Here is a 12,974-nt window from a genome sequence, read left to right on the forward strand (position 1 = left end):
CGGCCACAAATACCGCAGCGCCCCCCGCGCGGCGCGCCCGCGCCGCGCCGATTCCTCTGGGGGTTTTTTTGTCGGGGCCCGCCCCAAGGAGACCTACGCGACCTCGACAGGATAATCGCATTCGCTGATTTAATATTGCGCTCCTTCGGAGCTGCGGATAAGCGGGCCTCGTGCTGCGGAATGTTTTTAAGGGGATGCCCCCGGGTGGCCCTATGGCAACGTGGCTAGCGATGTCTATAGGGACCCACGCTTTGAAAGGGCGCCGGGCTGAAATTATGGCCCTTTATTGATAGGGGCTCTTGCTAGGCTGTAGCACTTACCAGCAACAGGCTTCGACTGTGTGCTTGGTTTACGCCGCACTGGGTTCCTTGTATTCGAAGACTGGTTCTAGGAGATCTTCGATGTTGCAGTGGAGGGCTTTTGCTATGGCTCTTACGCTTGTTACCGAAGCTTCATTGATGTTTCTCTGGCGCTGCTCGTACATTTGGATTGAGCGGAGTGACACACCCGATTCGTATGCTAGGTCTTGTTGGGTTTTCCTAAGCTTCTTTCTTGCTAACGCAAGTTTGGTTTGCCTGGACGCTTTTTTCGCCATATCGCAGACGAGGCGAGCCACACGTTCCTCCGATGCTTCGTGCCAGGGGTAATACAGACTGCGCAGCACATCAAATGGAACGACATGCAGCAAATCTTCGAAAGACTCTCCTAGGCGCCACTGCAGGTATGCCAGCATCCAGCCCGCCCAATATTCCGGCGTCTTCTCAAATCGATAGGTGCAGTCCGGTATAGGCCTGTTTTGATAGCCCGACCTTTCAGCGATAAGCGCGAACAGCTCAACACCCGATTTTCCCGACACTACCCATGCGTTGCCGCGTTCAAACTCGCGAGCAACCCCGCTCAGGCAAAAGAATTCAGCAACTTCAGATCCTTCTGCTCCATAGTCATTGACGGCATAGTCGAAGCAGTCGCCGAGGTTGTTCATTGCGTCCTCGAGGTAGTAGACGGGATATGTCCTACTCGGCCCACGATCTGTTAACTCTTGGATCATTTAAATCAACCCTCCCTGCCATTAAATCCCTAATGTCCATACCTTCGGAATCGAAGCCATTGACCGTATCCAAGTATTTGCGTCGAGCATTCTGCTCTCGCTCAAAACGCTTGGGATAAAACTCAGACCCCGAAGCCCGCTTCCAATCGCAGAATCTAATCATCGAAAATGCGCGCTCGCTCATAAGGGCATATTGGATACCCAAATCACCCAAGCACATGATACGTTGCAGCTGTCTGAGCGATATCATGCCGCTGACAAACTGTCTTGCAAACGAAAAATAGGAGTCGTCAGCACGATAGCCTCGAATAACGTCATAAGGAGATGTATCAATTAAGCAGTTATCAAGTAGATAGCGAAGCCCTTCACGCGCCAATGGCGTCGAAACATTGAACTCTCTGTTATTCGCCAGAATTGCAAGCCAATTGAGGATTGAAAACTCCCCAGACTCCAAATCCAAGACCGAAAGGCCATCTAAATCAAGCTCATATCGATTGGCAACGCCATCAGACTCGGTCCGGCATGCCCATTCCATCGCCATTTCCTCATGTGGCGTGCAATAAAACCCGCGCCCATAGTCATTGAATTGTCTGCATTTATCCAACGACGGACGTTCGACAACAACCTCCGACCCGTGCCAAAGCTCCATATCGACCTCCAAAAAAATATCACCCCAGTGATAGTGTACCAACAACTATCACTAGGGTGATATAGATAGATGAAAACTATTGTCTGCCAAGAGCCCCTACTAGAGGCAGGCCTCGGCAATGCGGCGCTTGAGCTCGTCGATGCCGGTGCCGGTCTGGGAGCTTGTGATGATTACGTTTTCGGCCGGGACGTTGAGTTGCTTTTTGATGGCTGCCGCTTGGCGTGCCTGCTGGGTGCGGCTGAGTTTGTCGGCCTTGGTGAGGCAGACGATAAAGTTGAACTCGTTGCCCTGCAGGTAGTCGATCATGTCATGGTCGAGCTTGCTGGGGTCATGGCGAATGTCCACCAGCGACACAACCAGGTTAAAGCTGCGCTCGGAGTCGAAGAAGTCGCCGATGAGCTCGGCCCAGCGGTCGCGCTCGGCCTTGGAACGACGGGCGAAACCGTAGCCCGGCAGGTCCACAAAGTGCACGTCGTCGGCCTCAAAGAAATTGATATTGCTCGTCTTGCCCGGCGTGCTCGAAACCTTGACCAGGTTCTTGCGGCCAAAGAGCTTGTTCATGATGGACGACTTGCCCACATTGGAGCGGCCCACAAAGCTCACCTCGGGACAGGTGGACTCGGGGATCTGCGAAACCTTGCCGTAGCTGGCGACGAACTTGGCAAGCTGGTAGTTAATGGAATCGGCCATGGATACTCCTTGGTCGTAGGTTCTTACAATAGGGGTGCACGATTACGCAGCGGCGATGCAGCGGACGATATCGAGTGTAATGCCGCTCGCGGTGCGGGCGTACTCGTCCAAATCGAACTCTCGCTCGCAAAACGCGTCATATGCCTCGTCACAATTATCGCTGATAGCACGCAGCACCAGACAATCGACACCGTTCTTGGCTGCAATATGGGCAATCGCAGCACCTTCCATCTCAACGCAATCGGCATGCGTCGCCTCGATGGCGGCGGTGCGCATGGCGTCGCCCGTTACAAAGCGGTCGCCTGTAGCGATAGTGCCAACCAGGAACTGTTTAGGGTCCTTCTCCGCAGCGGAATCAGAAGCGTAAGCATCGATAAACCCATGTTCGGCAAGCACGGTGGTGGCGATGTCAACCAGAGCCGGTGTCGAGGCAAACTCCTCAAGCTCCGGCGCCGACTCGGCGATGAGCGCCGTGTCGGTATCCAGATAGCGCAGGCACTTGCCAATAACCACGTCATTGATATGGAGTTTGGAGTTTAAGCCACCCGCAATGCCCGAAAACACAACGGCCTGCGGAGCATATTTGCTGATGAGATGCTGTGTTGCACCAGCGGCGTTTACGGTTCCCATGCCAGCGGTCGTGGCGACCACTGACAGACCGTTGAGCTCGCCGCTTACAACGCTCAAGCCTGCCTCTTGCGACACATGGGCACCGTTCAGTTCTTCTTTAATCTGCGCAACCTCTTTTTCGAGTGCACCGATGATTGCGATGGTAGGCATACCATCCCCCAAACCTGTGAAAACTGTTTATCCACGGTATGGTACCAGCATTTTGACTCAACCGCGCAATACGAAGCCGTTAGGCCAGCGTAGCGCGGGTATCGTAGAGCGCCTTGGCGATGGCGGCCACGACCTCACTCGAACGGTCACTCCACGGCATCGATGACATGATGCTCATAATGTAGGTGTCGCCATCGACATCGATGAGGCCAGCATCGCACGTCGCATTGCAACCTGCCTCGCTGATCCAACCGGCCTTGTTACGCACCATGGCATGGTCGTCCGCAATGCCGTCACGGATAAAGGACCGGGTCGTAGAGGCCAGAAGGCCCGACAGCCATTGCGACGTCTCGCTCTCGCGGCTCAAATACTCGCTCATCTCGCGCCACAACTTGGCCGAGGTGCGCGGGCAGTAGGTTGGGAAATCGCTCATTGGATCGAGCGCGACCTCGTCTTCGACGCCGAGTGCGGCAATCCAATCCTCGTAGCCATCTTGATCAAACGTTGCACGCAACGCGATAAACGAGTCGTTATCCGAGTTGACGACCGAGGTCTCGATCAGGTCGCGAACCGTCAGCCAGCCCATACTGTAGCCGCCATAGGTGCCCAGAGTATCATCGAGCGATACTTGCCCTGTCTCGACCAGTAACTCGCAGACGTAGAGTACATAGAGCGCCTTGTAGCTGCTCGCACCGTACACCTCGGCGTCCGCGTTATACGTCACGCCCTTGCCGCTCGACAGATCGTAAAACACCACACCCACGTCGCCCAATTCCTGGGCCTGATCAAGGGTATCTTGGAGCGCGGCGAGGCTCTCATCCTCCAGGGCGGGGATCTGGTCATCAACCAGTGAGAAGGTCTGCACGGTATCGCCTGAGGGAATATCGTTAAAGTCCGCCTTCGAAAGCCTCGTCTTGAGGCTCGCTGTCGACAGGGTTTGACTTGCGGTGGCTTTAGATTTAGAGACCTTTTTGTTTTGCGTCTGTACCGTTGACGCATCTGAGTGTGCCATTCGCTCCGACGCGTAGGTTTTAGCGGTAATTCCGAGGATAATAACCGCCAACGTTAGCATCCCAATGGCGGCAATCTTCGTCACGCGGATGCGAGCGTCGGCAAGGCCACGCGAAGACGTGCCCTTCGTCTCATATCTGCTGCTATGCTGCGGCACATGCTCGTCCCGCGATGCGTTGTTTCGCACGTGGTCTCCTGATTGCTCCCGTTCATATACGAGCAGCATAATACCGAGCAGGCATTTCTTTCCAAAGATATTCAGAAGCGTTTAAGGTGTCTTTAAAGAAACCACAAGCGTATTTATCCAAATGGCACGATTCTGTTGCGCATCTCACCGCAACCCAGAGAGCAGTCTTTTTAGGACGGGGCTCTTTTAGCTACTTCTCCACCCTACCGGCCCCAAATGAGCTACCCCTAGCCGATGGCGTTTTTGAGTTCCGCGCGGCGTTTTTTCATGCCCGTCATGACGGCGTTGCGCAGCTCGGGCATGCGCGCAGTATCCATCTGCGGAACGCCCTCGAGCTTATAGGGAATCCCCAGCTGCTCATACTTGACGACGCCCATCGTGTGATACGGCAGCATTTCCAGGCCCACCACGTTATGCCACGGGGCAATCAGACGACCGAGTGCCTCGCACTCCTCTGCCGTGTCGGTAATGCCCGGTACTACCACGTGACGGATAACGACCTTGATCCTGCGACGCGCCAGCTCATCGCCAAACGCCAGGATGCGCGCAGGATCGCAACCGGTCAGCTTTTTATGCTCGACGGGATCGGCGTGTTTAATGTCGAGCAGCACCATATCGGTCTCGTTGAGTACGGCATCGAACTTCTCGGGATGCGTGGGGTCGAACGCATAGCCGCAACTATCCAAGCAGGTATGTACGCGACCATCGGGGTTGTTGTGCATTGCGCGGAACAGGTCGGCCAAGAACTCAGGCTGCAGGAGCGGCTCGCCGCCGGATACCGTAATACCACCGCTGCGGTAAAACTCATGGTTGCTCTGGAACTCGTCTATCAGGTGCTCGACGGTCACCATGGTGCCGCCGTTAACCGACCAGGTATCGGGGTTGTGGCAATACGCACAGCGCATGGGGCAGCCCTGAACAAACACCACAAAGCGGATGCCGGGTCCATCGACCGTTCCCATCGTCTCGATCGAATGCACGCGGCCCAGGGCAAACGCGGAGTCCTCAGGACGAGCGTCCATGCCCTCGAGCTTCATCTCAGCCATTCCCGCTACCTTGCCTCTCATTGGTTTTAGCTACATAAATGCCAGAGTCATTCTAGCCTATATGCTTGATGGCGAAACGGTTTAGCGGTCAATTGGATTGTCCTATTTGGCCCCATGCAAAAGCGGCGGGAAGGTTGTCGCAACCCGCCCGCCGCCGAGGCAATAGAAATCGATAGACGCCAGGCGTTACGCCTTGAGCGTGAGCACCACGCCGAAGGCGGTCGGGCCGCAATGGCTCGAGATGACGCCGCCGACCTGAGTCCAGGTAACGTCCTTAAAGCCCAGGTCGTGCGCATAGACTTCCATGTCGTCGCGCAGCTCCTCGGAAAGGCCTACCGAATACGCCAGGCCAATGTGCGAGTAGTCAATTTCGCCCTTCGCAACCATGTGGTCAATAAAGGCGCGGGCGCACTTGAGCATAGAGCCGCGGAACTTCTTGGTCGCCACGAACTTGCCACCCGTTACCTCAATGCAGGGCTTAATCTTGAGCAGATGGGCGCCTAGGAACGCGACGTTGGACAAGCGACCGCCCGCCTTAAGGAAGGCAAGGTCGGTAGGAACAAAGCCCAGCAACACGCGGTCCATAACGGAGCTCGCGAAGGCGAAGATCTCGTCGACGGTGGCATCGGGATGAGCCTCGATGTATTTGGCGGTCTCGACGACAACAAGCGACTGGCCCACCGAGACAAAACGCGTGTCCATGGAGAACACGTAGTCGCGCCCCTCTGCCGCAATCTTCGAGGACTGATGCGAACAGGTCGTGGCCTCGGAATACGCAAGATGCAAAATGGTCGCGTCGGGCTGTTCGGCGTGAATGCGGTCGTACACGCGAGAGAAATCTGCCGGCGCGCAGCCGCTGGTCTTGGGCATCACGCCAAACTCGTTGCAGCGCGAATAGATCTCGAGCGGATCGATCGAGCCGTCCTCGACGGTCTCGTCACCAATCGTGACATGCATGGGCACACGCACGATGCCGTAGCGTTCGCAGAGCTCTGGCGTCACATCCGAACCAGATTCAACCACGATTACGTACTTGCCCATTCTTATCACGACCCATCTCGACGTTGACTTTTTAATATGTGACGCACGTCCGCCGTCCTGCTACAGAACGGCCTCCAAGCGCCAAAGAGACGCCGTCCCTTGCACAAAACAAAGGACAGCGTCTCCCTGGAAAACTCCGTTCTTAACTGAGATTTTACACGGTTTATTACTAAGTGTTACTTACTCCGCAAACGGTAGCTATACGCGATAAACGGTAGTTGGCCGCGGTAACTGCGACACATTCCGCCCAGCAAGTCCAATCGTACTCCATGCACGGTTAATGCACGAGGCGGTAGAAATTCATCGATGCCGCACCCTCGGCATGCAGCTCCATCGCCGGAACCGCCGGCGAATAGGTACGGCTCGTAAGTGCCGCCTCGCCGCCATTTGCAAAAATCTCGACCATCGTAGTGTCCGAAAGCACGCGCAGGTCGCGAAGCTCACTGAGCTCGATCGACCTCTGGTCGCGCCCATAGCCTTCGTCACCCATGTCGAGGGTAAGCATCCCGTCTGCATAGCGCACAAAGACACCCTTGCGGATTTCGAGCTCGATCACCTGGGCGCCCTCACAGGAAACCACAAGATCAAACAGGCGGCCCGGCTCCTCAACGGTTTCACCGCCTGTCGCGCGAACGCAGTCGCCGCGCATCCTCTCAATCTCGTGCGCCGGCTGCTGACAGAGCTTACCATCGCGCATGCTCAGTTCTCTCGGCACCGTCAACGCGCACTGCCACCCGCGTGCCACCGTCGGGCTTTTTGCCGTCGCATCGGGGCAACCCGACCATCCGATCATCAAACACCGACCCGCAGCATCCTCAAAGGACTGCGGTGCGTAGAAATCAAAGCCGGCATCAACCATCGGGGGCATGCCCTGCCCGGTGATCTTAAAACTCGGTGCCTCCCAATCGGCCTCGATGGGAAACCACACGCACTGGTGCGGATTGCGGTAACGCCAACCATCGGCGGGCACGCCCTGCGGACAGCAAACGAGAATAAGCTCGCCATCAAGCTCAAACAGATCAGGGCACTCCCACATAAAGCCAAACTTCTCGCCCAGCTCAATGCGCGTCGCATAGCTCCAGTCCTCTAGATCGCTCGAGGTATAGACAAGCACGCAGCCGCAGTCGTCTTTCGTACGAGCGCCCAGAACCATGTAGTAGATACCATCGTGTTCAAGGATTTTGGGATCACGCACGTGCGTACCGATATCGTCGGGGTAATCGACCGGCCCAACAGCTATGCGCTTCTCGCCCAATTCGTCGGGGTTCTCGGCAACCATATGAATCTGGTTTTGCTCACGGCCCGTCAACACGTAGTCGTAATCATCGCGGTCAAAATGCTTGACGTTGCCGGTATAGAAGTAGTGAATCTTGCCGTCGTGTACAAAGGCAGAACCAGAATACGCTCCGCTCGAATCCAAATCGGAATCGGGGAACAGCACAGGGCCGCGATTCTCGTACGTCACAAAATCCTTTGTTGTCAGATGATTCCAAAGCACTGGACCGCCATGCGCAGCATCGAATGGATCGTATTGGTGATAGATGTGATACGTATCACCGATCTGCACCAAACCGTTGGGGTCGTTGAGCCAGCCAAGCTCAGGCTCCACATGGAACAGGAGCCTATCGGGGTCGGACGCGATGCGACCCGCCGTCTCATCCTGTCCGGCACGCCACTGCTCATAGTCCGCGCGTGTCACCTTATTTTTTTGATTAAACATCGCAGTTGACTTTCTCGTCTATGGGGAAGGACGCTCGACTCACACGAGTCGAACGCCCTTCCCCAAATGGACTTATCCTCAGATTACGCTGAACGGCTCAACTAGAAGCTGACATCGAAACCAGCACCAGCACCCTCTTCATCAGTGGTCGGCACGCCCTTTGCCTTGTTGTAGGCAAAGATCAAGACGATCGGCACGATAAAGGCGATGAGATTGCCAGCCACATACCACACGAGCGTCTCGGGCGTGACGATGAGCAGGCCAAGCACGCCGGTCAGACCCTGACCGATGGCGCGCACCTCAAAGAGCTTCACGAAGGCACCGCCGCAGCCTGCACCGATGCAAGCGCAGATGAACGGGATGATCGAGTAGCGCATGTTTGCAGCAAAGATTGCGGGCTCGGAGATACCGACCAGCGTCGGGATAAAGGACGACATGCAGATGTTGCGCTCTTTGGAATGCTTCTTGTGAATGAGGTACATGCCGATGGCGCCGCCGCCCTGGGCGATGATGGAAACCGACCAGATGGCCTGGATGTAGTTGAAGCCAGTCGTGGCGACGAGGTTTGCCTCGATACCCTGGATGAACTGATGCGTACCGGTAACGACGAGCGGCTGCAGGAATGCGGCAAAGACAAAGGCACCGAAGACGCCCATCCTGTTGTACAGGATATCGATTACACCGGCGAGGACGTCGCCGATCAGGTTGCCGAACGGGCCGAACACGGTGAACAGGGCGACGTTAGCAAGAATCAGGGTAACGGTCGGGACAAAGACGAACGAAACGACCTCGGGGATGTACTTCTGGGCAATCTTTTCGACCTTGGCCATAAACCAGGCAGTCAGGATTGCAGGGAACACGCCGCCCTGGAAAGCAACCATGGGAATGGAGAGCGGACCAAAGTTCCAGTACTCAGCACCCGTCGGGTCCATAACGAACGTGTTGCGGTTCATAAGGCTCGGGTGAACCATGACGATACCGACGAGGATGCCCAGAATCGGGTTACCGCCAAAACGCTTCACCGCGCTGTACATAACCAGGACAGGCAGGTAGTCAAACGTGGTGGCGATAATGGCAAAGAAGCTTGCGAGGTTCTTGAGGAACTCGCTGTGGTCGGCAAGGCTGCCCTCCATGCCAAAGAGGCCGTTGGCAACGATCAGCGACTTAAGGCCGATAATGATAGCAGCGCCGACGAAAGCGGGAATGATGGGGATAAAGATATCCGAGAATACCTTGAGGACCGAGAAGAACTTGCCCTTCTTGTCCGCCTCGGCGCCCTTGACCTCGGAAGCGCTGATCTCCTTAACGCCCGTCAGAGCCATAAACTCATCGTAGACCTTGTTGACGGTACCGGTACCGAAGATGATCATGAGCTGGCCGCTGTTGTACAGCACGCCCTTGACGCCATCGATGTTCTCGAGCTCGGCCTTGTTGTACTTGCTCGTATCCTTGAGCACCAGACGCAGACGCGTAACGCAATGCGTGGCGCCCTCGATGTTCTCCAGACCGCCGACGTTATCGACGACTTGCTGAGACACTACTTTGTAGTCCATGTTCCTCTCCATTCCCTTACGAAATCATAAAACGTTTTGATGCCATTACAGAGACGCGATCGTTGCATTTGCGCACTTGAGCGTACCGTCGGTGACCGTCAGTGCCACACCCTGGCCCTGCTTATTGCAGAAGCGCGCGTTAAGCGCAACATCATCGACAAAGATGGTCGCGATATCGTCGTCAACGACCAGGCGCACATGATGAGTGCCCTCGCCCTTAAAGAACAACGGACGCTCGAGGCCCATGTTGTTGACCTGGAACCACGGATACTGGGGGGCCGCCGTAAACTCGAGCTTGCCCTCACGCAGGTTGGCGCGGAACTCATAGGCAAGACCGGACTCGGCGTCCTCGGCAAGCTTCACCGAGAAGCCGGCAGCGTCACCGGCGAGCTCGATGTCGGCATCGAGCATATAGGTGGAACCGGCATCCGCGGCGAGCACCTGCTCGACCTTGCCCGACTCGCAGGAAAGCTCAAAGGCCTCGACTGCCTTAGCCTCGCCAAAGGCGCCAAGCATGCTGTCAGGGAGCTTGGTGCCGAGCGTTCCGTCGGCACGCTGAACGATCTCGAGAGGCATAAAGGTGCCACCCCACAGGTAAGAGCTGGGATCGCCACCCTCGTCACGCGTAGGAACCCAACCAAAGAGAACGCGGCGCTCGCCATCAAATGCGGTACGCGCGGCATAGTACGCGCGGCCATCGAATGAATCGTCAGCAGGAGTGATCCAAGGACCGTTGATGGAGCGAGACATGCGGTAACGGGTCTTGTTGCCATCACTGTACTCGGAGAACACCAGATACCACCAGTCGCCCATCTTAAAGAGATCAGGCATCTCGAACATGGTGTAAAGGCCCGGATTCCACCAGTCGCCCTGGAACTCCCAGGTATCCAGGTCCTTGGAGGTGAACTTGACCAGACGCCCGGTCATCAGACGCTTGTCCTCGCCCACGCGCGTGCCGAGGATGAGCATGTACTCTTCGTTCTCCTCATCCCAAAGCACAAAGGGATCGCGCCAGTTGCGGTCATCGTAACCTTCCTGGGGCGGAAGCAGCGTCTCGGCGATGTTCTTCTCCCACTTGACGGCGTCGTCACTCGTTGCGTGAAGAAGAACCTGCTTCATCAAGCGTGCGCGGACCTTATCGCGATTGCAACCAGTGTAGAGCGCATGGTACTTGTCGCCCACCTTAAACACCGTGCCGGCATAAACATACTGGTCGACTTCCTCGTCGCCGCCACGCTCAAGGCTCTCGCCAAAGTCCTTGTAGTTGACGAAATCCTTGGTCGTCGCGAGTGCCCAACCAAACGGCTCTCCGAAAGGGCCGGGGTTTCGCGTGTCACGCTGGTGATAGAGATAGAACGTGCCGTCCTCGCCGTACGGCATGATGTCGCCTACCCAAATTCCCTCAGGCTGGTAATACACCTTGTGCATCCGAGACTTCCTTTCCCACAAGATACTAACTCGGTACAACTGCAAGATATGTCAATCGTTTTCATATGTCAAACGTTTTCACACTAATACGTCTTTTCGCAGTTCCAGTCGTCGGCAAACGGTTGACATATGCCGGCGAACGGTCATCAGAGGCGTTTGAGGAATTCTTTTGGCACGGGATGAACTACGCGGTTTTGCCCTCAATGAGTTCAACGGGGAGCTTGGTATTCGATTCGGGCTTTTCACCGTTAACAAGAGCGATGATGGATTGCGCCGCGAGCTCTCCGATGCGATCGATATCTTGACGAACGGTTGTTAAGTCAGGCATAAACGTCATAGTGCGGCGGGCGCCATCCGCGCCCACGACCTTAATATCGTCCGGAGCGCTCAAGCCGCGCCGCTTCATCACATTGAGGCAGATGGCCGCCATCGTGTCGTCTCCCGCAAAGATGCCGTCAATATCGGGGTTCTCATCGAGGATCTTCGCAACGACCGCACTCTTTTCGTCGTCGGACTTAACGAACTCGACCTCACGGACAAGCGCGGGCAAACCGGCCTGCTCCACAACATCGTGGTAGGCATCGGTACGCTTATTGGCAGGCATACGCATGCGGCTATTGTTGCGCAGGCACAAGATGCGCGAACACCCGTCATCGATCAGGCGACGCGTGGCAAGTTCGCCGATGCCATAGCTGTCGCTCGCAATCTGAACAGAGGTCTCGCCAAGGTCGCAGTCGATACCAACCAGACTCAAGCCCATCTCGGCATACGCCTCGGCACCGATATTAAGCGAGTTGACGATGACGCCATCAACCATATTGCGCCGAAGCATATCGATATAAGAACGCTCAAGATCAGGTCGATTGGCGCTATTGCACAGCAACATCTTAAAACCGTTTTCGGCCAGGGTACGCTCAACGGCTTGGACCGCTTGGGCATGAAACGGGCTGCTGACATAGGGGACGATCATACCTATTAGATTCAGGCGACCGTTGAGCATGGCACGGGCGATATCGTTGGGCGTATAGTTGATGCGCTTCATCGCGGCATGGACCTTATCGCGGGTCTCTTGGCTAATATAGCCGCGATTATTAAGCACGCGAGATACCGTAGTAGGCGAAACCCCCGCCACCGCTGCAACTTCCTTGATGCCAGGCTTAGCCGAATCCTTAGAACGAGCGCCCTCGCGAGCCATAGCACCCTCCCCCATCAACATGTCATACGTTTACATACGAACAAAGCATACCCCAACAAGAGCGGGAAGACGGTAACAGTACAAGTAAGTAAACGACTCATCCAAATAATTAGGAGAGTTCCGCCTAAAGGGTGACTACACAGGACCCCAGCCGGGGCTGTTTGGGCTACCTCCCAAAACATTCCGCAGGACGCGAAGAGGCTCGCCGCACGAAGTGCGCAGCGAGCCTCTTTGCATGTCCGAGGACGTTTTGGGAGGTAGCCCAAACAGCCCCGGCGATCCTGCGGGAGTTAAACCCCTTTAGAACTTGTTGTGGAAGGTACGCGAAATGACCTCGTCCTGCTGCTCCTTGGTGAGCGTGTGGAAGTTCACGGCATAGCCGGAAACACGGATGGTCAGCTGCGGGTACTTCTCGGGGTGAGCCTGAGCGTCGAGCAGCGTCTCACGGTTGAAGACGTTGATGTTCAGGTGGTGGCCACCCTTCTCGGCGTAAGCGTCGAGCATGTGGACCAGGTTGTCGGCCTGAGTCTCGGAAACTTCAGAAACCTTCATAATGTGTCTCCTTCAATCGATAGGCGCCAGCCGAAATCGGCGCACTAATCAGTAATCGTTATTGTTAGTATAGC

Annotated in this window: 12 protein-coding genes; all 12 read right to left on the reverse strand. The window is 55.9% G+C overall.

Going from position 1 to position 12,974, the window contains the following annotated elements; genetic code table 11:
* Nucleotides 1–349: 349 nt before the first annotated feature.
* The 12 genes from ACTNA2_RS04030 to grcA3 all read right to left on the reverse strand — a co-directional run bounded on the left by ACTNA2_RS04030 (nucleotide 350) and on the right by grcA3 (nucleotide 12,900).
* The gene (locus ACTNA2_RS04030) at nucleotides 350–982 is read right to left on the reverse strand and encodes a helix-turn-helix transcriptional regulator (protein WP_441048671.1); all 633 of its coding nucleotides are present in this window, start codon (nucleotides 980–982) and stop codon (nucleotides 350–352) included.
* Between the two features lie 31 nt (nucleotides 983–1,013).
* Nucleotides 1,014–1,697, reverse strand: a complete 684-nt coding sequence (locus ACTNA2_RS04035) for a DUF3990 domain-containing protein (protein ID WP_441048672.1) — start codon at nucleotides 1,695–1,697, stop codon at nucleotides 1,014–1,016.
* A 99-nt stretch (nucleotides 1,698–1,796) separates the two neighbouring features.
* A complete protein-coding gene (gene yihA / locus ACTNA2_RS04040) occupies nucleotides 1,797–2,387 on the reverse strand; it encodes a ribosome biogenesis GTP-binding protein YihA/YsxC (protein ID WP_055252447.1) in 591 nt (196 codons plus the stop codon).
* A gap of 42 nt (nucleotides 2,388–2,429) precedes the next feature.
* Nucleotides 2,430–3,167 (reverse strand): 5'-methylthioadenosine/S-adenosylhomocysteine nucleosidase, encoded by a 738-nt coding sequence (mtnN, locus tag ACTNA2_RS04045; protein ID WP_441048673.1) that lies wholly within the window; start codon nucleotides 3,165–3,167, stop codon nucleotides 2,430–2,432.
* Nucleotides 3,168–3,246: 79 nt separating this feature from the next.
* Nucleotides 3,247–4,032, reverse strand: a complete 786-nt coding sequence (locus ACTNA2_RS04050; RefSeq protein ID WP_441048674.1) for a serine hydrolase — start codon at nucleotides 4,030–4,032, stop codon at nucleotides 3,247–3,249.
* A gap of 560 nt (nucleotides 4,033–4,592) precedes the next feature.
* Nucleotides 4,593–5,411 (reverse strand): pyruvate formate-lyase-activating protein, encoded by an 819-nt coding sequence (gene pflA, locus ACTNA2_RS04055; protein ID WP_427748367.1) that lies wholly within the window; start codon nucleotides 5,409–5,411, stop codon nucleotides 4,593–4,595.
* 186 nt (nucleotides 5,412–5,597) lie between these two features.
* Nucleotides 5,598–6,452, reverse strand: a complete 855-nt coding sequence (locus tag ACTNA2_RS04060) for a DegV family protein (RefSeq protein ID WP_441048675.1) — start codon at nucleotides 6,450–6,452, stop codon at nucleotides 5,598–5,600.
* A gap of 277 nt (nucleotides 6,453–6,729) precedes the next feature.
* On the reverse strand, nucleotides 6,730–8,172 hold the full coding sequence (locus ACTNA2_RS04065; RefSeq protein ID WP_441048676.1) for a glycoside hydrolase family 32 protein: 1,443 nt from the start codon (nucleotides 8,170–8,172) through the stop codon (nucleotides 6,730–6,732).
* Nucleotides 8,173–8,273: 101 nt separating this feature from the next.
* Nucleotides 8,274–9,725 (reverse strand): PTS transporter subunit EIIC, encoded by a 1,452-nt coding sequence (locus ACTNA2_RS04070; RefSeq protein WP_441048677.1) that lies wholly within the window; start codon nucleotides 9,723–9,725, stop codon nucleotides 8,274–8,276.
* A gap of 45 nt (nucleotides 9,726–9,770) precedes the next feature.
* The gene (locus ACTNA2_RS04075) at nucleotides 9,771–11,153 is read right to left on the reverse strand and encodes a family 43 glycosylhydrolase (protein ID WP_148346449.1); all 1,383 of its coding nucleotides are present in this window, start codon (nucleotides 11,151–11,153) and stop codon (nucleotides 9,771–9,773) included.
* 184 nt (nucleotides 11,154–11,337) lie between these two features.
* Nucleotides 11,338–12,348: a LacI family DNA-binding transcriptional regulator gene (locus tag ACTNA2_RS04080; protein WP_050766109.1), complete on the reverse strand. Its 1,011-nt coding sequence runs from the start codon at nucleotides 12,346–12,348 to the stop codon at nucleotides 11,338–11,340.
* A 300-nt stretch (nucleotides 12,349–12,648) separates the two neighbouring features.
* Entirely contained in the window at nucleotides 12,649–12,900 is a 252-nt protein-coding gene (gene grcA3, locus ACTNA2_RS04085) for an autonomous glycyl radical cofactor GrcA3 (RefSeq protein ID WP_055252439.1), read from the reverse strand.
* Nucleotides 12,901–12,974 lie beyond the last annotated feature (74 nt).

The sequence above is a fragment of the Collinsella sp. HCP28S3_E9 genome (assembly GCF_052065455.1).
Classification (GTDB): Bacteria; Actinomycetota; Coriobacteriia; order Coriobacteriales; family Coriobacteriaceae; genus Collinsella.